Source organism: Thalassospira mesophila (genome assembly GCF_002115755.1).
Lineage (GTDB): Bacteria > Pseudomonadota > Alphaproteobacteria > Rhodospirillales > Thalassospiraceae > Thalassospira > Thalassospira mesophila.
The window spans coordinates 15,725-37,062 of sequence record NZ_JFKA01000016.1 but is presented as its reverse complement, the minus strand read 5'-3'; the positions used below and the strand labels follow the sequence as shown (position 1 = coordinate 37,062).

The following is a 21,338-nucleotide window of genomic DNA, read 5'->3' as shown; positions in this document are numbered from 1 at the left end:
GTTCAAACCGGAATTGTCGTTTAGTGCGACAAAATCTGGCTAAGGAACAGTTTGGTACGGTCGCTTTTGGGATTGTCGAAAAAGTCGTGGGGCTCGCCCATTTCGACAATTTCGCCGGCATCCATAAACACAACGCGGTCGGCAACTTCTTTGGCAAAGCCCATTTCGTGCGTGACGCACAGCATGGTCATGCCTTCTTTTGCCAATTCGACCATCACGTCGAGCACTTCCTTGACCATTTCCGGGTCAAGTGCCGAGGTCGGTTCGTCAAACAGCATGATTTTTGGCTGCATGCAGAGCGAACGGGCGATGGCCACACGCTGTTGCTGACCACCTGAAAGCTGGCCCGGATATTTGTGAGCCTGTTCGGCAATGCGAACGCGCTCCAGATAATGCATGGCCAGTGCAATGGCTTCTTTCTTGGGTGTCTTGCGAACCCAGATCGGTGCCAGTGTCAGGTTTTCCAGAACCGTCATGTGCGGGAACAGGTTGAAATGCTGGAACACCATGCAAACCTCGCGGCGCACGGCTTCGATGTTTTTAACATCATCGCCCAGCAAAATGCCGTCAACCGTGATTTCGCCCGACTGATAGGCTTCGAGCCGGTTCAGACAGCGGATCAGGGTTGATTTACCCGAACCTGACGGACCGCAAATGACGATACGTTCACCTTTGCGAACCGTAAGATCGATGTCCTTGAGAACATGAAAGTTACCATACCACTTGTTCGCCTTGCTGATGGTGATCACATCTTCATCAGACGGTGATGGCGCAACTTTATTAGCGCTGTTAATAGCAGTCATTTTGTTTTTCCTCTCTCCTCACCGGCGCTCGCCCTTGCGCAATTCTTTTTCAAGATATGCGGAATAACGGCCCATCGAGTAACAGATCAGGAAGAAAATCGCGGCCGCGAAAACGTAACCTTCGACATAATAACGGGTCCAGGCAGGGTCACTGCGCAGGGCCAGCTTTACGGCACCCAAAAGATCGAACAGGCCGATAATCACAACCAGTGTCGTATCCTTGAACATCGAAATAAAGCTGTTGACCGTTGGCGGAATTACCAGCCGCAAGGCTTGCGGCAAAATAATCAGGCGCATCGACTGCCAGTAGGACAGACCAAGCGAGTCACCAGCTTCAAATTGTCCGCGCGGTACTGCTTGCAAACCACCCCGGAAAACTTCGGCCAGATAAGCCGCCGTAAACAGGATGATGCCGATTTGGGCCCGCAACAATTTGTCGATTGAAACGCCATCGGGCAAAAACAGCGGGAACATGACAGACGCCATGAACAACACTGTAATTAGCGGGACGCCACGAATGACTTCGATATAGACCACCGATAATGTCTTGATTGCCGGCATGTTCGACTGACGGCCAAGGGCCAGCAAAAGACCAAGCGGAAAGGCAAAGACAATGCCGATTGTCGACAGGATAAGGGTTAGCGGCAGACCGCCCCATGCGCTGTTTTGAACATAGGTAAGGCCAAGGACGCCGCCCCACATCAGAATGGCGATCACGGGAATGCCAATTACCCACATCGGAATGATCAGTTTCTGCATCCGGGGATATTTAACCCCGGCAAGGCTGGCAACAATAATGCCGCCCAGAACGATCATGGCCAGAAGCGGGCGCCATTGCTGATCGAACGGATAAACCCCGAACAGGATCAGGCGCAAGTTGGCGTTTACAAAGCCCCAGCATGCGCCAGAGACAGCACGGCAGGCCTCGATGGTCGGTGTGAAGGTCGAGTTGACAAAGGCCCACTCAATGATCGGCGGAACAATCCACAGAACAAAGGCAATCGCGAGCAATGTCAAAATCGAGTTGAGCCAGCTGTTAAACAGGTTCTTGCGAACCCAGATGACGGAGCGCTGGCCAACGGAACCAACCGGGCCCGGTGGTAGTTTGAGACTGTTTGCCATCTTACCTCTCCACCAATGCCATTTTTTTGTTGAACCAGTTCATGAACAGCGATGTTGTCAAGCTAAGCCCCAGATAGACTGCCATATAGATCGAGATCGCCTCGATCGCCTGACCGGTCTGGTTCATGGTGGTATTTGAAACCGACACCAGATCGGGATAACCAACCGCGACAGCAAGCGAGCTGTTTTTGGTCAGGTTCAGATACTGGTTGGTCAGCGGCGGGATCGCAACACGCATTGACTGCGGCAAAATGATTTTCCGCAAGGCAATAGAGCGCTTGAGCCCAAGGCTTTCGGCGGCTTCCCACTGCCCGGTGGGGACAGCCTGAATACCGGAACGGACAACTTCGGCAACATAGGTTGACGTGTAAATTGTCAGCCCGATCAGAACCGACATAAATTCGGGCGAAATATTATAGCCGCCCTGAATGTTAAAGCCTTTAAGTGCCGGGATATCCATGGCTGTCGGTGCGCCGCCAATCAGATAGGCGATCAGGACAAGGCCAAAGAAAATGCCCAGGCTGGCCCACACAATCGGAAAAGGCTGGCCGGTCGCATCAAGACGTTTGGTGGCCCATTTATTGATAAAATAGATCACGATGAACGCGATGATGGCGGCAATACCCATAAAGTCATAAGCATTATCGGCGACAGGAACGGGGATATACATCCCGCGATTTGTCAGCAGGACGTCGGGCAGGGGCTGAAACGCATTTCGGGCGGCCGGAAAGGCGTTGGGAATAATTGCGTACCAGAAGAAAAGCTGCAACAGGACCGGAATGTTCCGGAAGGTCTCGACATAGACGGTCGCAAGTTTGCGGACAATCCAGTTCGAGGAAAGACGTGCAACACCAAAGATCGTGCCAATGATGGTGCATAAAATGATGCCGAGAAATGCCACCTTGACGGTGTTGAGAAAGCCAACCATCAGCGCCGTTGCATAATTGCTTTGAGGCGTATAGTCGATCATGCTTTCGCTGATCCCGAACGATGCTTCCAGATTAAGGAAGCCATAACCGGTTGAGATGTTTTGCCGTTCCAGGTTTGCCAGTGTGTTGGAAACCAGGTACCAGCCTGCCAATATGACGAGGGCAATCGCGACGATCTGATAAATTACGGCGCGGACGTTTTCGTCATTCAGGTAATCGGTCAGGCCTTTGGAACGGACACCCCCCGGGGCCTTTTGAGTCTTACTCATCTGTCCCTCAGGTGTAGATTGTATCCAATATGCAGATGCTGTAACGAAAAGCTCCGCCCCGGCAAGAACGGCCAGTGGGCGGAGCTAATTTCGTTTACGAAGGCCGGAACGATTAACGGACCGGAATAGCGTACTGCAGACCACCGTCAGTCCACAAAGCGTTCAGACCACGTTCGAGGCCCAGCTTTGCAGTTACGTTGGACTTATAGCTTTCGCCATAGTTACCAACCTGTTTGATGATGCGGTATGCCCATTCTTCGTCAACACCAAGGGCTTCACCCATGCCCGGAGACACACCCAGCAGACGCTGGATTGCAGGGTTTTCGCTCTTTTTCATATCGTCAACATTGCCGCTGTTGACACCGAGTTCTTCGGCTTCAACCATCGCCATCAATGACCAGCGAACCAGATCAGCCCACTGATCGTCGCCCTGTGCGACAGCCGGCCCAAGCGGTTCTTTGGAAATGATTTCCGGAAGGATCACGTAATCATCCGGGTTCGGTGCCATGGTCTGGCGAACAGATGCAAGACCCGAAGCATCGGTGGTGTAAACATCGCAACGACCTGCAAAGAAAGCAGCAGTGGTTTCGTTGATGTTTTCAATAACAACCGGCTCGAAGCTCATGCCCTTGGCGCGGAAGTAATCGGCCAGGTTAAGTTCGGTGGTGGTGCCCGGTTCAACGCAAACCGTTGCGCCGTCAAGCTCGGTGGCATGCGAAACGCCAAGGGCTTTGGGGACCAGGAAACCCTGACCGTCATAATAGTTAACACCGCCAAACGTCAGGCCCAGCTTTGCATCGCGGGTCAGCGTCCAGGTGGTGTTACGCGACAGAATGTCGATTTCACCCGACTGCAGAGCGGTGAAACGCTGCGCTGCGGTCATCGGGGTGTACTGAACTTTTTCGGCATCACCCAGAAGTGCTGCTGCCACGGCGCGGCAAACATCAACGTCAAGGCCTTCCCATTTGCCTTCCGCATTTGCGGCAGAGAAACCCGGCAAGCCGGTATTCACGCCACACTGAACGAAACCTTTGGCCTTGATGCCGTCAAGTGCAGCGCCCGCATGGGCGTTGTTTGCGGCAATGGCAGCAACAGACATTGCGCCAGCGGCCAGGATCGTTTTCATTTTCATTTATTAGCTCCCTCATTAGCAAAGCATTCTTAATGGCTTTGGTAACTTCTATGCCACCCCAGATATGCCAAAACGACATATCTGTTCTGTCCTTTTGTGGAGGACAGCCAAATTAAGGGATTTTAGGGCCGTATATGTCAAGTATGAAAAATATTTCCCGGCAAAATCAGTGTGAAATTTTCGGGATGAAAATGTGATATTTGCGCAATCTTATTAGTTTTCAAAAATGAAAAATCATAAGGTTTCGAAATAAAACCGTTTTATATCAAAGGATTGAATTCCTGTCTTTTTGGACAGGTTCGCTTGCCATTTTCGCGCCATTTTTTTTTAAGACGCCGACGATCTGAGTAAATAAATGGCAAAAACGGCCTCTGATTAAAAAATAACCGACGCTGCGATGCGGAATCGGAACGTTGCCCTGATCATTGAAACACGGGCCACCTGATGTGCCCGATGACAAGGATTTAGCAAAAAGAAAACCCCGGCATGCAATATGAATGCCGGGGGAATGGATCTAATTTGCTGCGCTGCGAGAATTAGTTTTTTAGCATGTCCAGATCGGCATAGAGGTCCAGTGCTTCGGGGTTTGCCAGTGCTTCCTGATTCTTTACCTTACGACCATGGACAACATCGCGCACGGCAAGTTCGGTAATTTTCCCCGACTTGGTACGGGGGATGTCATCTACCGCAACGATTTTGGCCGGGACATGCCGGGGCGTGCAATTGTTGCGGATCTGCTGGCGAATGCGATCACACAAGGCGTCGTCCAGACTATTGCCAGGCTTGAGCACAACAAACAGAACCACGCGAACGTCATTGTCCCATTCCTGACCAATGACAATTGATTCTTGTATTTCGGGTAAAAGCTCGACCTGGCGATAAATTTCTGCCGTACCGATGCGAACCCCGCCGGGGTTTAAGGTGGCATCCGACCGGCCATAAATGATCATGCCGCCATCGTCATCAAGTTCGACATAATCGCCATGGCACCAGATATTAGGAAAGCGGTCGAAATAGGCGTCGTGGTAGCGGCTGCCGTCGGGGTCGTTCCAGAAGCCAACCGGCATGGACGGGAAGGGGGCGGTACAAACCAGTTCACCCTTCTGGTTAAGGACCGGTTTGGCATTGTCATCATAGACATTGACCGCAACGCCAAGCGCGCGGGTTTGAATGACACCGCGTTTTACCGGCAGTACGGGCGATGCCAGCACAAAACATCCCATGATGTCTGTGCCGCCCGAAATGGATGCCAGATGAATGTCGTGTTTGATGTCCTTATAGACATAGTCAAAGCTTTCCGGGGCAAGCGGCGACCCGGTCGATGTCATTGCACGCACACTTGACAGATTATGGGTCTGGATCGGTTTAAGCTCGGCCTTGGCAAGGGCGTCGATATATTTGGCCGACGTCCCAAACAGGGTCATGCCCTCGGCATCGGCATAATCAAACAGGATGTTGCCATTGGGATAGAACGGCGAGCCATCATAAAGCAGCAAGGTTGCCTCGGCCGCAAGGCCACCGACCAGCCAGTTCCACATCATCCAGCCGCAGGTCGTAAAGTAAAATACGCGATCACCGGGTAAAACATCGCAATGCATCAAATGTTCGGACACCTGCTTTAACAAGGTACCGCCGGTCCCGTGGATGATGCATTTGGGTTTGCCTGTCGTGCCCGACGAAAACATCACATAAAGCGGGTGGTTAAATTCGACCTGTTCGAATTCGATTTTTTCGGCATCATACCGCCCTGTGAATTCACCATAAGATACCGCATTGCGAATACCGGTGTTGTTTTCGCCATCAAAGGCATAGGTCACAATAACCACGGCTTCAAGGCTGGGGATGCGATCAACGACATCCTTTACCTTGGCGCGGATATCGTGGCTTTTGCCATTATAATAATAGCCATCGACCGTGATCATGACTTTCGGTTCGATCTGGCCAAACCGGTCTTCAACCCCCTGAACGCCAAAATCGGGCGAGGCTGATGACCATGTTGCCCCGATTGCGGCCGTGGCAAGCATGGCGACGATGGTTTCGGGCATGTTGGGCATATAGCCACAAACGCGATCGCCTTTTTTAATGCCCTGTGCGCGCAATGCCTGTGAAAAACGTGATACCGCAATATTAAGGTCGCACCATGACATGCGTGTTTTGACCTTGTCTTCGCCCCAGAAAACCAGCGCGTCGCCCTGATCATCCCGGCGCAGCAGGTTTTGGGCAAAGTTCAGCCGTGCCTTGGGAAAAAACTGCGCGCCTGGCATCTGATGCGGATTTTCCAGAACAACATCGCCCCAGCTTTCGGCCTTTAGCCCGGCATATTCAATCAGTTCGGGCCAAAATTTTTCCATCTCGCGCACCGACCAGTCGTACAGTTCGACGAAGTCGTTTAGCTGCAAGTTGTTGCGGCCATTTATCCATTCGCGAAAACGGGTAACATTGGCGTTTTTTACGCGTTCCGGGCCGGGTTGCCATAGGATGTCCGTCATCGTCGATACCTCTGTTTCCTGTTCTTGCGTCACTATTGTTATGGCTTTGGGGATGCCGTTATTTGATCATTGTGGTTCGTTAAATCGGTACCTCCCTACCACTTTTTACGTCGAAATATGTTGCGCGGCAAGAAAACTGACATTGCAGCGCCGTTGTTTATTGCTTTTGCCACATTTCAGAACCCATGTTCTGGAGGATGTATTCTGGTTATTATGTTGATAGTATTCGGTAAAATCAGATAATTTTGCTAAATTATCATAGGCAAAACCGGCATGGCCCAGGCCTGATTGTCAGAGCATGTGCGCAAAGCCGGCTGAAAACGAAATGCTGTCGAAGTATCGCGAACGCATCGTGTGAAAATCTTTATCGATGAATAGCTTGCACAGCAGGCCGGGCGCGGTAATCTGTCGCAAATTAAAACGGGTTTCGGAGACTGACAATGCCTGGAAAAATTGATCCTTCCCTGCCGTTCAAGCCGGTTAATATTGCTATTCTAACGGTGAGTGACACCCGCAGTCTTGAAAATGATACATCGGGCGACATTCTGGTTAAACGGGCGCAAGACGCCGGTCATAAAGTGGTTGATCGCCTGATTTTGCGGGATGATTTACCCGATCTGATTACGCAGTTGCGTGCATGGTGCAATGATCCAGATATTGACGTTGTTATCTCAACCGGGGGCACCGGTGTGACAGGCCGCGACGTCACGACCGAGGCGCATCAGGCGGTTTACGAAAAAGAAATTCCCGGTTTCGGCGAACTGTTTCGCTGGCTGTCTTATGCCAAAATTGGCACATCGACGGTTCAGTCACGGGCTGTGGCCGGGGTTGCGCAGGGCACATATATGTTTGCGTTGCCCGGATCGAACGGGGCCTGCAAAGACGCATGGGACGATATCTTGCTGTATCAGCTCGATTTTCGCCACCGGCCCTGCAATTTTGTCGAACTGATGCCACGTCTTCTGGAAAAATAACCCGCTTTTGAGCATGGTCGTATCGGTCATTGCGCCGGGGCCGTTCACATGCCGCCCGCATATTCCATGTTACAGACTGTGGTTTTGCACGCTGCGCGGTAAGTGCTGAATATCGTATCGGCACGGGCAGGGGACGTAACCTTTTGCGTTCGCTGGTTTCTGGCCTGTCACGCGCGGGGCAAAGGCAACGGGTGGCGGCTTAAAGCCGTGCTGTGGGCTACTGTTATCGGAAATGTTTAATGGAAATAATTAGCGATCCTTTTTTCTATCTTGTGGCGGTCCCGGCGGTTTTAATTGCCGGGGTATCGAAAAGCGGCTTTGGCGGCGGACTTGGAATTATTTCGGTGCCTTTGATGGCGCTGGCCGTGTCGCCCCAGGCCGCAGCGGCCATTATGCTGCCGATTTTATGCCTGATGGATCTGGCCAGTGTCTGGGCCTATCGCAAAAACTGGGACCGACGCAATATGCTGATCCTGATCCCGGCTGCCTTGCTGGGCATACTGGCGGGGTCGCTGTCGTTCAATTATCTAAGCGAGGAGGCGGTGAAGCTGTTGATCGCAATAATTGCAATCGGTTTCACCATGGACCGCTGGTTCCGCCGCAAGAATTCCGGCGGGCAGCCAAAGCCCGCGCGCTGGCTTCCGGGGACTTTCTGGGGCACGATTTCGGGGTTTACCAGTTTCGTTGCCCATTCTGGCGGTCCGCCCGTTTCGGTTTTTTTGTTGCCGCAACGGTTGGATAAAACGGTTTATGTCGGCACGACGGTGATGTTTTTTATTGTCGTGAACTATGTGAAATTGATCCCCTATACCCTGCTTGGCCAGTTTAACGGGGCCAATCTGGAAACCGCACTGGTTATGGCCCCCGTCGCCATTGCCGGCACATGGTTGGGGCTGTGGGCACATGACAAGGTTGATCAGGCGCTATTTTATCGGGTGTGCTACGTGCTTTTGTTTGTCACCGGGCTGAAACTGCTTTTCGACGGGCTGAGCCACTACGGTGTGGTTTAGGCGGCGGCATTTCAGAGATATCTTTCAAAGGCTTAACCCTGCACAGATGTGACAATCGTGCAGGTTTTTTTTGTGTGCTGTTCTTCGATTTGGCGCGGTGTGTTTCACAAATGTTATGTTTCGAATTTATTGCAGAATAATACCACTTTGTACGCTATGGGAACGGCAGGTTCTGCTGGTTATTCGCAATATTGTTGCGATAAACGTGGTTCCCTAGGGTTGTTTAGCATTTACTGCTTAAAAATACCAAAATTTAGCATAAACATCTAAAATCTATCGCCTGATTGGCGATGCGACTCTGATAAATACTAAAAAACTATGTTGTATATTTTCGAATATCAAATTCAATTTGTGAATGTATATGGATACGTTAGTATATAGATGTATCGATTTTTGTATAATAATGTGCTGTAATTGGTATTACGTAGTTTCGGTGTTTTGTCTGTGACATTTTGGCACAAGTTTTTGTGTCCTTAGCAACAGCTGACTAACGAGCTGTAAAGGTTGAATATTTTTGGAGAGGTTGTGCCATGCAGCCAAAAATATTGCGTGTGCGCACAACAAGGTCGGCTCAGCATTCCCTTATCAGGAACTTCAAAAAAAATGGGGGATAACATGCCTGAGAGAATTTTGAATGCGGCCACAAAAATGTCGGAACTGACAACGGCGAAAGTTAACGAAATTCAAAACGTGACCAAGGCGGCAAAGATACTGGCCTTGAACGCGTTGATTGAAGCATCGCGTGCAGGCGAAGCCGGACGAGGGTTCGCCGTGGTGGCCAATGAAGTTAATATCATATCGCAGCAGGTCACATCGATTGCCAACGAATTGCAAAACCTGTTTGCAAGCGAAGCCCGCGATTTGCGCAGTACAGCACAAATGGTGCGCGGGGCGCGGCTGTCGGATCTGGCATTATATGTCATCGAACTGATTGATCGAAATCTGTATGAGCGATCATGTGATGTGCGCTGGTGGGCAACCGATAGTGCCGTTGTTGATGGTTGTGCCGACCCCGATGATGAAAAAGCAGGGCGTTGGGCATCGAAACGGCTGGGCGTTATTCTGGATTCCTATACGGTTTATCTTGATTTATGGGTGGCGGATTGTTCCGGCCGTGTCATTGCCAATGGTCGCCCGGATAAATACCGTGTTCGGGGCCTGGATGTTAGCGGGGAGGCCTGGTTTCGCCAGGCAATGGCGACTGGCGATGGCACCGAATATGCCGTTGCCGATATCGAGCGAAACGAGCATCTGGGCGGGCGAGCAACGGCAACATACGCCACAGCTGTACGGGCAGATGGCGAGGCCGATGGCAAAATAATTGGGGCGATGGGCATTTTCTTTGATTGGGAAAGTCAGTCAGATTCCGTTATCAATTCGATTGGCTTTGCCGAAGAAGAAGCCCCGCGCACCCGCGTTATGATTGTGGATCGCAATTATAATGTCATTGCCTCGTCGGACGGGGTTTCAAACCGGACGGAACGCTTTGCGTTGCAACTGGGCAGCAAAGACAAAGATTCGTACCTGCTTGAAGATGGCAGCATTGTCAGTTTTGCCTTAACACCTGGTTATGAAACATATGAAGGACTGGGGTGGCGCGGCGTGATTGTACAAAAACCGCGAAACGCCCTAAGACCGGTTCAAGGCCAGATCGCCAAAGTTCGCACCGGATCGCGAGAGCAGCGTTTGGAGACGCTGGCAGGATAAGCGCAATATTATCAACCTGATTGTTTAGGAACCCCGACCGGGCAAGCATTTGTGCGTTGCCGGGCCGGGGTTTGCTATTTTAATTACCCTGTGTTTTCAAAGATAACGCAGTACCGCCCGCTATCTGCTGTCAGGTAGTGTCAGGAGGCGGGCCATCGGCCATTGGCGATTGCGGGCAAAGGCGGGTATGAACAGCATTCATATCACCGCATTGCCAGGGGGCCTGCATGGGAACACCGTTGAAAGATCTGTTTACGCCCGGTCTGGTGGCACAAATGGCTAACGATATCGCCCTGCATTACCCGAAATTTGAGCGTGAGAAGTTTATTGCAGCGGCTTGTCACAACCTGGACCGGCTTGAGCTTAAACAGCGCAGCAATCAGGTTTGTGATGCCCTGTCGTTATGTCTGCCCAACAGTTTTTCCGACGCGGAAGCAATTATGACAGCAAGTTTGGCCCCGGCGTTAGACGGCGGTATCAATGATATTACCGATGAAAAACAGGGTGCCTCCGGGCCGGGCATTCGCGGGTGGGCGATTATGCCGATGGCTGATTATGTTGCCCGTCACGGCCAGCACCATGTCGAAATATCAATGGCTTGTCTTTATGAGATGACGCAACGGTTTACAGCGGAATTTGCCATTCGGCCGTTTTTAATTAACCATTGTGATCAGGTCATGGATATTTTGCAGGGCTGGGTGAGCGACCCCAATGTGCATGTGCGACGTCTGGTATCGGAGGGAACACGCCCGCGGTTGCCATGGGGGATGCGTCTGCCCGGTTTTGTGCGCGATCCGTCACCTGTGGTGCCATTATTAACCGCACTGCGTGATGATCGGGCTGAATATGTGCGGCGATCTGTTGCCAATAACCTTAACGATATTTCCAAGGATCATCCTGATCTGGTCGCCAGCATTGCGCAGGACTGGTTGCAAGATGATATCGCCACGCGCAAGCGCATTATTCAACATGCGTGCCGCAGCCTGATCAAACAGGGACACAGCCCAACCTTGGCGGCATTGGGTTTTGGGCCGGTCAATGTGACGGCATCGGAATTGTCGGTGGAAAATTCTGTGGTGTCGCTGGGCGGGTTTGTAGATTTTTCCGTGCAAATCACCAGCCAGGAACCATCAGCGCGCGATTTGGTGATCGATTACGTGATCCATCATCGCAAAGCCAACGGCACGCAGTCGCCCAAGGTCTTCAAATGGAAAAAGCTACGTTTGAAAAAAGGCGAGGCGCTTGTCCTGTCGCGTCGACACCCGGTTCGTGCCATCACCACCCGACAGTATTATGCGGGCATACATGGCATTGAAATTATGATCAATGGACGCCCGGTTGCCCAAGGTGCCTTTGATTTACATATCTGAACGGCATTTCGACATAACAATTTGTGCCAGGATTTTTCAAATGGTTAGGCAGGCTTGGTAAAGCGTCATGCAATATGCAAGTCGTTCTAAAAAAGAACTGGCGTGATATTGATAAAATTGCAACAATTCGACAACGATTTGTTTTGTTGTTGTGGTGTGTCGTATCGGGCAGGTGGGTATGGGGCTGTTTTTTGCCAAACTGGCGGTTTCAATTATTGTCGTGTTGGGGCTGTCGATGCTGGCAGAACGGGCCGGGCCGCGTGTTGCCGGGGTTTTGTCGGGTTATCCGTTGGGAACGGCAATTTTGCTGTTTTTCATTGCGATAGAGCAGGGCGTTCATTTTGCCGGTGAAAGTGCGGTTTATGCCTTGCCGGGACTGATTGCGACGCTGGCATTTTTATATGCATACTATGTTGTGTCCCGGTTGCTGTGCCGCCAAGCGCTTGTCATTCAAGTGCCGCTATCCTCATTGGCATCTTTTTTGGTGTTTGTGTTCGTCTCGTGGCTTAGCCAGATGGTCAGCTTTACAGTGTTAAGTGCCAGTCTGGCCTTGATTGTTGCCATGGTTGTGGCGATTTTTCTGTTTCGCTCGATCGAGAATGTTGGCATTTCCCAGCGCTTGCGAATAACCCGTAAAATTGTTGCTGTGCGGGCAGCGACCGCCGCCCTGATCGTGGTTGCCATCAGCGGGGCAGCCGCTGTTATCGGGCCGCGCTGGTCCGGCCTGTTTGCCGGTTTTCCGGTAACCTTGTTTCCGATGATTCTGATTTTGCATTGTTCTTATGGCATCGGGCCGGTTCACACCGTTATTCGCAATTTTCCGCGCGGCATGGGCGCATTGCTGATTTATATTGTTTCCGTCAGCTATACCTACCCGTTATTTGGGGTCGGGGTGGGAACGCTTCTCGCTTTTGCGGCAGCAACGCTTTATCTTGCGGGTTATTCCAGCGTCGTTTGGTGGCGCAGCAAGGCAATTGCGCGCGCGGGCGGCTGATAAATATACAGATTTCCCGAATGTGTTGTTTTGCTGGTGTGGCCAGATACAAGAACGCACAGACAGTTCGGGAGGAACACCAAAATGCAGCAGGTTCAGTCGCTGGTGCGGGCGCTTAGTATTCTAAACACCCTTGCCGACAGCGATGACGGCATGACCCTGACCGAAATATCCCAGCGTGTGAAATTGCCCCCGTCGACGGCCCATCGTTTGTTAACAACGATGCAGCACGAGCGCTATGTCACCTTTGACGGGGAACGAACCCTGTGGTCAATCGGGGTGCAGGCATTCAGTGTCGGTAATTCCTTTACCAAAAATCGTAATCTAAACCAGATTGCCCGGCCTTATATGCGCGCCCTGATGGAAGAAAGCGGGGAAACGGTTAATCTGGCAGTGGCCGATGGTGGCGAGGTGATTTTTCTCTCGCAGGTGGAATGCCGCAAAATGATGCGTGCGCTGGTCACACCGGGGCGCCGCGCGCTGATGCATTGCTCCGGGGTGGGGAAGGCTTTATTGGCCTTTTTGCCCGCCAAGGATGTTGACGCTGTTATCGCGCAACATGGCTTACCCCAGATGACAGAACATACCCGCACAACAGCGAAAAGTTTGAAGCTCGACCTTGATGGGGCGCGCAAGCAAGGCTGGGTTCTTGATGATGAAGAGCACGCGGTTGGTTTGCGCTGCGTTGCCGGGGTTGTTCGCGATGAAAGTGGTATTCCGATCGCGGCACTTTCGTTGTCGGGGCCGGCGGCGCGTATTCCCCAGGAACGAATTGCCGTGTTCGGCGCCCTGGTTCGCCGTGTTTGTGCTGATTTAAGCCGCGAATATGGCGGTAAGCCGGTTTGAAACTGTCGCCTGATTTCAGCCTTTTGATGTGAAGACGGCCCGCTGGTTCTGGCGGGCCGTTTGGCCGGTTTATGTGACAAAAGGGCCGGGTTTAACGTCCAGGACAGGTAACGCCGGTGCCGCCCAGTCCGCAATATCCATCGGGGTTTTTATAAAGATATTGCTGGTGGAAATCTTCGGCATAATAAAAGGTCGGTGCGGTATCGATTTCGGTGGTGATCGCGGCCATTCCGGCATCTTTTAAGGCGGCGAGATAGTCGTCGCGAGAAAGAAGGGCTGCCTCTTGCTGACTTTCCGATGTGGTATAAATCACCGAGCGATACTGGGTGCCAATATCATTGCCCTGGCGCATGCCCTGGGTCGGATTATGGCTTTCCCAAAACAGTTTAAGCAGGTTTTCATACGAGACAATTGCCGGATCAAACACCACCAGAACAACTTCTGCGTGGCCGGTCATGCCGCTGCAAACTTCGCGATAGGTCGGGTTTGGCGTGAGACCACCGGCATAACCAGCCGCCGTGCTGTAAATGCCAGGATGCTGCCAGAACAAACGTTCAGCACCCCAAAAACATCCCATACCAAATATTGCGGTTTCGAGATGTTCCGGGAACGGGGCCTTTAGCGGGTTGCCGTTAACCGCGTGAATATCGGGAACCGGCAATGCTTCGGCCCGGCCCGGCAGGGCGTTTGCACGGTCAGGAAGGCGGCTTTTCTCAGGGGGAACAGAAGTAAACATGGCAACCTGCAAGATTGATAAAAATTGTTACCCGCAATGTAGCTATGTTTTGAACTGTTGCAATCAGTGATCCATCAAATTGTCTTGATAGTTTCTTTTTAATCGCGGCGATCAAGGCGACATAATGCCGCCACGGCGCAGGTTGCTGCCATCGTCTTTTTCAACGATGAAGGATCGGTTGTCCGCCTGGTTGCACATCCCTGAAAGACACAATGATGCGGTTTTTACGGTCGTTCTGGTTGGTTGGCGGGGGCCTTGTCTCGCTGCTGATCGGTGTGGTGTTCTTGCCCTTGCCGCCCCCGTTTTTCGGCATGGTTTTTATTGCCATCGCCATCCCGATGCTGGCCAGTGGGTCCAAACGGGCCCGGCGGCTTATACAGCATGGCAGATGGAAATTTTTACAGCGCAGCCAATATCTGGAAAGGGCGTTACGCCTCACACCACGATGGATTTCAATCTATTTGCGCAAAACCGATCCCGGGCCGATTATCCGTCGTATGCGACAAAAAAATACCCGATCACTGCTTTTATAATTCTGCTTCGCGCCACTTAAAAAGCTGGCCCCGCCAATTTTCACAATCGGCAGGGCCAGGTTTTGGTGTGTCTGCACATAGTGCAGGTATTGATTATGGTCGTTTATTTATCCACAGCGGGATCAACATGACGGACAATGCAGTCAAGGTGGTTTTCCTTGAAACCGGCGCAAACCTTGTTGGCGATTGCCTTTTCATCAAAGTGCCCGGTCAACAGACGAAAATAAAGCCCGTTATCCTTGATTGCAAAGGGGCGCACCTCGTGGGCAATACCATCAAGCAGGCCGTTTGATTTTTTCCGGATTTTGATCCAGCTTGTTTCGGCCATTTCCCGGCTGCGATAGGCCGCCAGTTGCAGGGCGTAATAGGGTTGAACACCGGGATTCCCCGAAGCGGGTGCCGCTGTCATTGGCGGCCCCTGACGGTTACCTGTTTGCACCATAGTGGTCGATAAGGGTTGTTCCACTGGCACGGGGCGCGTCTTGGTCGGGGCCTGCGCATCCGCCGTTGCCATACGGGCCTTTTGGGCTATTTTTGCGGTTTGTTTTTCGGCATTGATTGCGACAGATGCGGTGTCGTCGTTCGAGCCGCTATTGCTTTTGTGGGGGGCAGGCGGCATCGATTGCAGATCACCCTCTTCGGTCGGGGTGCTGGTGGTTTGCAAGGCCGAATTGCGCACACTGGCCGCACCAATGCCCCCGGTTAATTCGATGATATCTGTATCCGTGTCCATATCGACCGGTCGTGTCGTGGTGACGGCGGTAATATCTACCGCTTTTTCACGATCAAGGCTGACGGGCTGTTTGGGCGGTGTTACCCGCGCCAGGGCTTCTGTGTTCGGGCTGACTTCAATGGCAAAGGCCGGGCCGGGCGGGGTGGCATCTTCCGGTGCGACATCAACCGGTCCTGCCGTCAGGTAAAAGTCGGTATTGCGTTTAACCTTGGGCGGGTTGGGCAAGGTCGGCCCCGGGGCAACCTTTGCCAGCTCAACTTTCTCGTCAATTTCGCGGGACTGGGCAAGGTCGGGGTTTAAATTGTCGATCGCTGCCAGCCGTTGCTGGGCAAGGCGCGAAATTTTACTGGAAAGATTAATTCCATTGCCGCACGGCATGGTGAAGGTGCTGCCGGGGTTTGCCGCCGTTAACCACAAATAAAGCTTGCGGGCCTGCGCCGGATGGCCTGCCAGTTCCAGTTCCACGGCCCGCCGAAGGTCGGTTTCCGGGTCGGGCCCAATGGCAATGTTGGTGGCCGATGGCGTGATCGCCGTGTTTGTCGCATGACCGGGGACTTTGGTTGCTGGGTCAATAAACAGCGCGCAGGCCGCCATTTGCTGATCCGTACTGAAATTTGCAAAGGCTGTGGGCTGATCAGGACTTTCGGGGATGTTGACCGTGGCTTCAGGCTGGGCGAGCGGGGTGGTTTGTTTGTCTGTTGCGCAGCCCGACAAAAGGGCCAGGGCGGGCAGGGTTATCAGTGCCGCACGCATCGCAGGGCGAAAGGTTGCGTTCCTCAATGAAAAGCTGAATTTCGCCATGATTCCCCACATTTGCTGGATTGTTGTTTAAATCTTTTCCCAGCGTATATCATGTCGTAGAGAGGGGAACTGTCAAGGTTGAGTTGCAGGATCAGGCGTGGAAATGTGACTATCTGTTAATAAGCTGAAAGGCGACACCGCCCAGTAAAATCAGGACAGTAACCGCCAGACAAATATTAACGACTGCCCGCGTTGTTCGTGAGACAACTTCGGGTGGAATGACCGTTTGCCCGCTTCCCGATGCACGCGCGCCGCCTGCCGAAGAAGCAAGGTTGCTTTGGTTCAGGATTTTAATAACCTGCTTTTTCTCGCGGCGTGTTGTATCGTCGTATTTGTTTTCCACCACGCGTGCCTCGACATTATTGCTGTTTGCCAAGGCATTTTTGGCTGCTGCGATTGCGGCGGCATATTCGGTGGCTGTTTCCAGTTCCATCTGAACGCCAGTCGTTCGGGTAACCATAACAGTATATGTTTTACGCAGCGGGCTACCAGACATCGATACTCACTAATTCAAATAGAAACAGATCCTAAAATGACCCGTCCTTAAGTAAAAGTATATCTATACCAATGTATATATACAAGGCTGAATTTACAACAATTCGGGATTGTTGTCATTTGTTCGGCCCATGATCGACCTATTTGGCAAAGCAACCCTTCCGCAATCCGGTGGTTGCGGAAGGGTGACAAGGCTGTTCTGTTGCTAATGTTATATCGGCACGAAATCACATTCCGGCAAGGGCTTTATTCAAATCTTCATATTGTTCGCAATCTGTGCCGCATACATCTTTGAGATGGGCCAGATTTTGCTTTGCCAGTTCAACCCGGCCAGTTTGAATGTAAAGCTCACCCTGATATTCCAGCGCACCGGGATGGTCGGGATTGATTTTCAAGGCTTTGTCATAGTTGCTTTCAGCCGCTTTCAAGTCACCCGACTTGCGTTGGCTATAGGCCAGATAATTCAAAACATCAGCGTTTTCGGGATCGGCTTTTTTCATTTTTTGCAGACTGTCGATGGCATCGGAATATTTACCGGCATCAATAAGTTCGACCACGGCGGGCAAATCGGTCGCGGCATCGTCGTTTGAACTGCTGAAAAAGCCGGCGGCAAAACCGGCATTGCTGTAGAGGCAAATGGCACCGGCAATGGCAGTGATTTTTGCAAGTTTGGCAAGTGACTGACTGTTCATCGGGAGCTCGTTTTTTAAAAGGGGGAGGGCTTACAAGGGGGCGAAAGGCAACTTCCGTATCCAATATAGCCGTTGTCCTGCAACCGGTGTGTCACAGCTCGTACACCAGATGTAACGTGTATGTGAGAATACAGTGAAGGCAGAACAAAAGAAAGGCCCGCCGGATGATGGCGAGCCTGTCTTCACTTTTCTAATGATCTGGCAATGGCCTTAAAAATCAGCTTCGATCACACGGTCCTGAATTTCACGCACCATGTTTTCAACCAGTTCATCAATTGGCACCGTTTTTTGGTGTTGGAAACCAAGACGACGGACCGAGGCGGTTTTTTCTTCGGCTTCGCGTTTACCAAGGGCTAAAATCAGCGGGATTTTGGCGTGGCTATGTTCGCGAACCTTATAGCTGATCTTTTCATTGCGAAGATCAAGATCAACAGTCAATCCCTTGGCTGCAAGGGCTTTTTTAACTTCATGTGCGTAATCATCTGCTTCATTGGTAATGGTGCAAATAACCGCATGAACCGGTGACAGCCACAGCGGCAGGCGACCAGCATAGTTTTCAATCAGGATGCCGATAAAGCGTTCGAGCGACCCCAGAATGGCCCGGTGCAACATGACAGGACGGTATTTTTCGCCGTCTTCACCCATGTAGGAGGCATCAAGGCGTTCGGGCAAAACAAAGTCGGCCTGAAGCGTGCCACACTGCCAGTCACGGCCAATGGCATCGCGCAAAACAAATTCCAGTTTCGGGCCATAAAATGCCCCTTCACCGGGATTGATTTCCAGTTTCAGGCCCGCTTCTTCCGATGCTTCGCGCAGCGCATTTTCCGCCTTGTCCCAGATTTCGTCTGATCCGGCACGCACTTCCGGGCGGTCCGAGAATTTGACAACGATATCGGTAAAGCCGAAATCCTTGTAAACCGATTTCAGAAGGTCGCAGAAAATCTTGGTTTCAGAAACGATCTGGTCTTCGGTGCAGAAAATATGCGCGTCATCCTGAATGAACTGGCGGACCCGCATAATGCCGTGCAACCCGCCCGAAGGTTCGTTGCGGTGACAACAGCCAAATTCAGCCATGCGCAACGGCAGATCGCGGTAAGACTTGCTGCCCATGCGGAAAATCTGCACATGGCAGGGGCAATTCATGGGTTTAAGGGCCAGAACCTTTTCGTCGCTATCGGGGGCCGTCGTGAACATGTTTTCACGAAACTTTTCCCAGTGACCCGATTTTTCCCATAATACCCGGTCTACCAGCTGCGGCGTGCGCACTTCCTGATACCCGGCATTATCAAGGCGTCCGCGAATGTAGTTTTCCACCTTGCGATACAGTTTCCAGCCCTTGTCATGCCAGAAAACCGACCCTTGGGCTTCTTCCTGCATATGGAACAGGTCCATTTCGCGGCCAAGGCGGCGATGGTCGCGCTTTTCGGCTTCTTCAAGCATGTGAAGATAGGCATCAAGCTGTTCCTGCGTTTCCCAGCAGGTGCCGTAAATGCGTTGCAGCATTTCATTGTCTGAATTACCGCGCCAATAGGCACCGGCAAGTTTCATCAGTTTAAATGCTTTGCCGATTTTGCCGGTTGACGGCGCGTGCGGCCCCCGGCACAGGTCAATGAAATTGCCCTGGCGATAGCAGGTGATGGTTTCGGTTTCCGGCAAATCGCGAATGATTTCGGCTTTGTAATCTTCGCCTTTATCAAGGAAAAACTTGATAGCGTCGTTACGATCCCAAACTTCGCGTTCGATCTTTTCATTACGATCGACAATTTCCTTCATCCGCTTTTCGATCTTGACCAGATCATCGGGCGTGAAGGGCGTTTTGCGGGCAAAGTCGTAATAGAAACCGTTTTCAATCGACGGCCCGATCGTGACCTGCGTGTCAGGATAAAGTTCCTGCACGGCTTCGGCCATCACATGGGCGCAGTCATGACGGATCAGCGGCAAAACTTCATCATGCCCCTTGGTGACGATCTCGATGGTTGCATCAGTATCGATCACGCGGCCAAGGTCGCGGACTTCACCGTTAACGATAATGGCAAAGGATTTCTTTGCCAGGGAACTGCTGATGCTTTTTGCAACATCGAAACCCGAAACAGGACCGTCAAATTCACGTACGGCGCCGTCCGGAAGCGTAAGGGCAATCATGTTCTGCTCAACTCTGCTTATTATGCGGGCGAAATAATCAAGGCGCACACCTTATACCCGCTGTTATAACGGGAAGTCTGCACAAGAAAACGAATTTTGGGATGGGGTCAAGTTCGCTCTTTTAAAAAAGCGACTTTCGGGGCAGCAAAAAACGCTGCATCGCCATTTTGGCGCGCAGGCATTTCTATTGTCATCAATTTTTTGTCGGCCATGCCGTGCATTGATGCTTTCCCGTTTGTTGCGGGTCAAATATAACAGGCAATTGCCTGCGGGCAACCCGGAACTGGCCGAAATATCAACAATTCATCCAATAATAATCACAAGGCGCCACCACGCCAATCAGGGAACTGCCACCATGACCAGCCCCGAAGTCAGACGCAATGTCATTGTTCTAAGCCTGTGCGTTGCCCTTTCGGCCAGCGCAATGTCGCTTCTTTTTACGGTTGCCGCGGTGATTGGTTATTCATTGGCACCCGATAAATCGCTGTCGACCCTTCCTGTATCGGCAACCATGATTGCGATGCTGATCACAACAGCACCATCTGCCTTTATGATGAAAAAATACGGTCGCCGTATTGGTTTTTCTGTGGGCTGCATGATTGGCATGTGCGGGGCTTTTTGCGGTATTGGCGCGGTTTATTGGGGTAATTTCTGGCTGATGTGCGGGGCGGGGGCGTTTATAGGCTCGGCCAATGCCATTGCCATGCAATACCGGTTTGCTGCGGCCGAGGCCGCCCCGCCTGAATTTCGCTCCCGCGCCATTTCACTAACAATGCTGGGCGGGGTGTTGGCGGCGTTTATTGGGCCCAACCTCGCCAGTCATGCCCGTAACTGGATCGACACGGTTCCGTTCATGGGCACTTTTGCGGCCCTGTTTGGCTTGCAACTGTTGTTGATGCTGGCAATTTCGCAGTTGCGCCTGCCCGAAACCCACAAAAAAGTCCACGCCGAACCGGCACGCCCCCTTGGCGAAATTTTGCGGGTCCCTGGTGTTGTCGTTGCGATCATTGGGGCGGCCCTTGGCTATGCCGTCATGAGCTTTGTGATGACGGCAACGCCCTTGGCCATTCTGGATTGCAATTACGCCTTTGGGGATGCCGCCTTTATCATTCAGTGGCATGTGGTCGGCATGTATGCGCCGGGCTTTGTGACCGGTAATCTTATTCGTCGATTTGGCACGTTGGCCATTATTCAGGTTGGTGCGGTGATTACGCTGGTTTGTTTGGTGGTCGGGCTTTCCGGCATTGATCTGATTACGAATTTCTGGCCAGCGCTGATTTTGCTTGGTATCGGCTGGAACTTCATGTTTGTCGGGGCGACATCGTTGTTAACCGAAAACTATCGTCCATCGGAACAGGCGCGTATTCAGGCAATCAATGAATTTGTGGTGTTTGGTACGGTCGCGGTTGCGTCGCTGTCGGCCGGGTCGATTTATGCCGGGGCGGGCTGGTCTGTTTTGCTGATGTCGGCGGCATTGCCGGTGGGGCTGGTGATTTTGATTGTCGCCACTTACGGGTTGTACAAGCGCAAAGCCAAGCAGAAGGTCGCCTAAGATAAAGGC

17 protein-coding genes are annotated in these 21,338 nt (G+C 51.9%); 7 read left to right on the top strand and 10 right to left on the bottom strand.

The window, feature by feature from the left end:
- Positions 1-20: 20 nt before the first annotated feature.
- From TMES_RS20605 to TMES_RS20585, 5 genes are all read right to left on the bottom strand, one after another.
- Complete coding sequence (locus TMES_RS20605; protein WP_085586118.1) at positions 21-803, bottom strand: amino acid ABC transporter ATP-binding protein; 783 nt, start codon at positions 801-803, stop codon at positions 21-23.
- An 18-nt stretch (positions 804-821) separates the two neighbouring features.
- On the bottom strand, positions 822-1,925 hold the full coding sequence (locus TMES_RS20600) for an amino acid ABC transporter permease (RefSeq protein ID WP_085586116.1): 1,104 nt from the start codon (positions 1,923-1,925) through the stop codon (positions 822-824).
- 1 nt (position 1,926) lies between these two features.
- Positions 1,927-3,123, bottom strand: a complete 1,197-nt coding sequence (locus TMES_RS20595) for an amino acid ABC transporter permease (RefSeq protein WP_085586114.1) — start codon at positions 3,121-3,123, stop codon at positions 1,927-1,929.
- Positions 3,124-3,235: 112 nt separating this feature from the next.
- Positions 3,236-4,255, bottom strand: coding sequence for an amino acid ABC transporter substrate-binding protein (locus TMES_RS20590; RefSeq protein WP_085586112.1), 1,020 nt, complete (start codon positions 4,253-4,255; stop codon positions 3,236-3,238).
- 536 nt (positions 4,256-4,791) lie between these two features.
- A complete protein-coding gene (locus TMES_RS20585) occupies positions 4,792-6,744 on the bottom strand; it encodes an acetoacetate--CoA ligase (RefSeq protein WP_085586110.1) in 1,953 nt (650 codons plus the stop codon).
- A 440-nt stretch (positions 6,745-7,184) separates the two neighbouring features.
- Here TMES_RS20585 and moaB point away from each other — a divergent pair, with 440 nt between their 5' ends.
- The 6 genes from moaB (at position 7,185) to TMES_RS20555 (ending at position 13,645) form a co-directional block, all read left to right on the top strand.
- A complete protein-coding gene (moaB, locus tag TMES_RS20580) occupies positions 7,185-7,718 on the top strand; it encodes a molybdenum cofactor biosynthesis protein B (protein ID WP_085586108.1) in 534 nt (177 codons plus the stop codon).
- 239 nt (positions 7,719-7,957) lie between these two features.
- Positions 7,958-8,728, top strand: a complete 771-nt coding sequence (locus TMES_RS20575; RefSeq protein ID WP_085586106.1) for a sulfite exporter TauE/SafE family protein — start codon at positions 7,958-7,960, stop codon at positions 8,726-8,728.
- A 615-nt stretch (positions 8,729-9,343) separates the two neighbouring features.
- The gene (locus TMES_RS20570) at positions 9,344-10,435 is read left to right on the top strand and encodes a methyl-accepting chemotaxis protein (RefSeq protein ID WP_085586179.1); all 1,092 of its coding nucleotides are present in this window, start codon (positions 9,344-9,346) and stop codon (positions 10,433-10,435) included.
- Between the two features lie 227 nt (positions 10,436-10,662).
- Entirely contained in the window at positions 10,663-11,805 is a 1,143-nt protein-coding gene (locus TMES_RS20565; protein WP_085586104.1) for a DNA alkylation repair protein, read from the top strand.
- 178 nt (positions 11,806-11,983) lie between these two features.
- Complete coding sequence (locus TMES_RS20560) at positions 11,984-12,799, top strand: hypothetical protein (RefSeq protein ID WP_085586102.1); 816 nt, start codon at positions 11,984-11,986, stop codon at positions 12,797-12,799.
- 84 nt (positions 12,800-12,883) lie between these two features.
- Positions 12,884-13,645 (top strand): IclR family transcriptional regulator, encoded by a 762-nt coding sequence (locus tag TMES_RS20555; protein WP_085586100.1) that lies wholly within the window; start codon positions 12,884-12,886, stop codon positions 13,643-13,645.
- 91 nt (positions 13,646-13,736) lie between these two features.
- Here the strand turns inward: TMES_RS20555 and msrA are convergent, their stop codons facing one another.
- From msrA to thrS, 5 genes are all read right to left on the bottom strand, one after another.
- Complete coding sequence (msrA, locus tag TMES_RS20550; protein ID WP_085586098.1) at positions 13,737-14,381, bottom strand: peptide-methionine (S)-S-oxide reductase MsrA; 645 nt, start codon at positions 14,379-14,381, stop codon at positions 13,737-13,739.
- Positions 14,382-15,017: 636 nt separating this feature from the next.
- Positions 15,018-16,448 (bottom strand): SPOR domain-containing protein, encoded by a 1,431-nt coding sequence (locus tag TMES_RS20540; RefSeq protein ID WP_158091284.1) that lies wholly within the window; start codon positions 16,446-16,448, stop codon positions 15,018-15,020.
- Between the two features lie 109 nt (positions 16,449-16,557).
- Positions 16,558-16,881, bottom strand: coding sequence for a hypothetical protein (locus TMES_RS20535; protein WP_245835534.1), 324 nt, complete (start codon positions 16,879-16,881; stop codon positions 16,558-16,560).
- 289 nt (positions 16,882-17,170) lie between these two features.
- On the bottom strand, positions 17,171-17,635 hold the full coding sequence (locus TMES_RS20530) for a tetratricopeptide repeat protein (protein ID WP_085586091.1): 465 nt from the start codon (positions 17,633-17,635) through the stop codon (positions 17,171-17,173).
- Between the two features lie 210 nt (positions 17,636-17,845).
- On the bottom strand, positions 17,846-19,777 hold the full coding sequence (gene thrS, locus TMES_RS20525) for a threonine--tRNA ligase (RefSeq protein WP_085586089.1): 1,932 nt from the start codon (positions 19,775-19,777) through the stop codon (positions 17,846-17,848).
- A gap of 355 nt (positions 19,778-20,132) precedes the next feature.
- On the opposite strand from thrS, the gene TMES_RS20520 reads away from it, so the two are divergent.
- Positions 20,133-21,329, top strand: coding sequence for an MFS transporter (locus TMES_RS20520; protein ID WP_085586087.1), 1,197 nt, complete (start codon positions 20,133-20,135; stop codon positions 21,327-21,329).
- Positions 21,330-21,338 lie beyond the last annotated feature (9 nt).

Excerpts from the sequence above, each read along its gene's own strand:
- TMES_RS20605 (WP_085586118.1), bottom strand. The coding sequence starts at position 803 with ATGACTGCTATTAACAGCGCTAATAAAGTTGCGCCATCACCGTCTGAT.
- TMES_RS20600 (WP_085586116.1), bottom strand. The coding sequence starts at position 1,925 with ATGGCAAACAGTCTCAAACTACCACCGGGCCCGGTTGGTTCCGTTGGC.
- TMES_RS20595 (WP_085586114.1), bottom strand. The coding sequence starts at position 3,123 with ATGAGTAAGACTCAAAAGGCCCCGGGGGGTGTCCGTTCCAAAGGCCTG.
- TMES_RS20590 (WP_085586112.1), bottom strand. The coding sequence starts at position 4,255 with ATGAAAATGAAAACGATCCTGGCCGCTGGCGCAATGTCTGTTGCTGCC.
- TMES_RS20585 (WP_085586110.1), bottom strand. The coding sequence starts at position 6,744 with ATGACGGACATCCTATGGCAACCCGGCCCGGAACGCGTAAAAAACGCC.
- moaB (WP_085586108.1), top strand. The coding sequence starts at position 7,185 with ATGCCTGGAAAAATTGATCCTTCCCTGCCGTTCAAGCCGGTTAATATT.
- TMES_RS20575 (WP_085586106.1), top strand. The coding sequence starts at position 7,958 with ATGGAAATAATTAGCGATCCTTTTTTCTATCTTGTGGCGGTCCCGGCG.
- TMES_RS20570 (WP_085586179.1), top strand. The coding sequence starts at position 9,344 with ATGCCTGAGAGAATTTTGAATGCGGCCACAAAAATGTCGGAACTGACA.
- TMES_RS20565 (WP_085586104.1), top strand. The coding sequence starts at position 10,663 with ATGGGAACACCGTTGAAAGATCTGTTTACGCCCGGTCTGGTGGCACAA.
- TMES_RS20560 (WP_085586102.1), top strand. The coding sequence starts at position 11,984 with ATGGGGCTGTTTTTTGCCAAACTGGCGGTTTCAATTATTGTCGTGTTG.
- TMES_RS20555 (WP_085586100.1), top strand. The coding sequence starts at position 12,884 with ATGCAGCAGGTTCAGTCGCTGGTGCGGGCGCTTAGTATTCTAAACACC.
- msrA (WP_085586098.1), bottom strand. The coding sequence starts at position 14,381 with ATGTTTACTTCTGTTCCCCCTGAGAAAAGCCGCCTTCCTGACCGTGCA.
- TMES_RS20540 (WP_158091284.1), bottom strand. The coding sequence starts at position 16,448 with ATGGCGAAATTCAGCTTTTCATTGAGGAACGCAACCTTTCGCCCTGCG.
- TMES_RS20535 (WP_245835534.1), bottom strand. The coding sequence starts at position 16,881 with ATGGAACTGGAAACAGCCACCGAATATGCCGCCGCAATCGCAGCAGCC.
- TMES_RS20530 (WP_085586091.1), bottom strand. The coding sequence starts at position 17,635 with ATGAACAGTCAGTCACTTGCCAAACTTGCAAAAATCACTGCCATTGCC.
- thrS (WP_085586089.1), bottom strand. The coding sequence starts at position 19,777 with ATGATTGCCCTTACGCTTCCGGACGGCGCCGTACGTGAATTTGACGGT.
- TMES_RS20520 (WP_085586087.1), top strand. The coding sequence starts at position 20,133 with ATGACCAGCCCCGAAGTCAGACGCAATGTCATTGTTCTAAGCCTGTGC.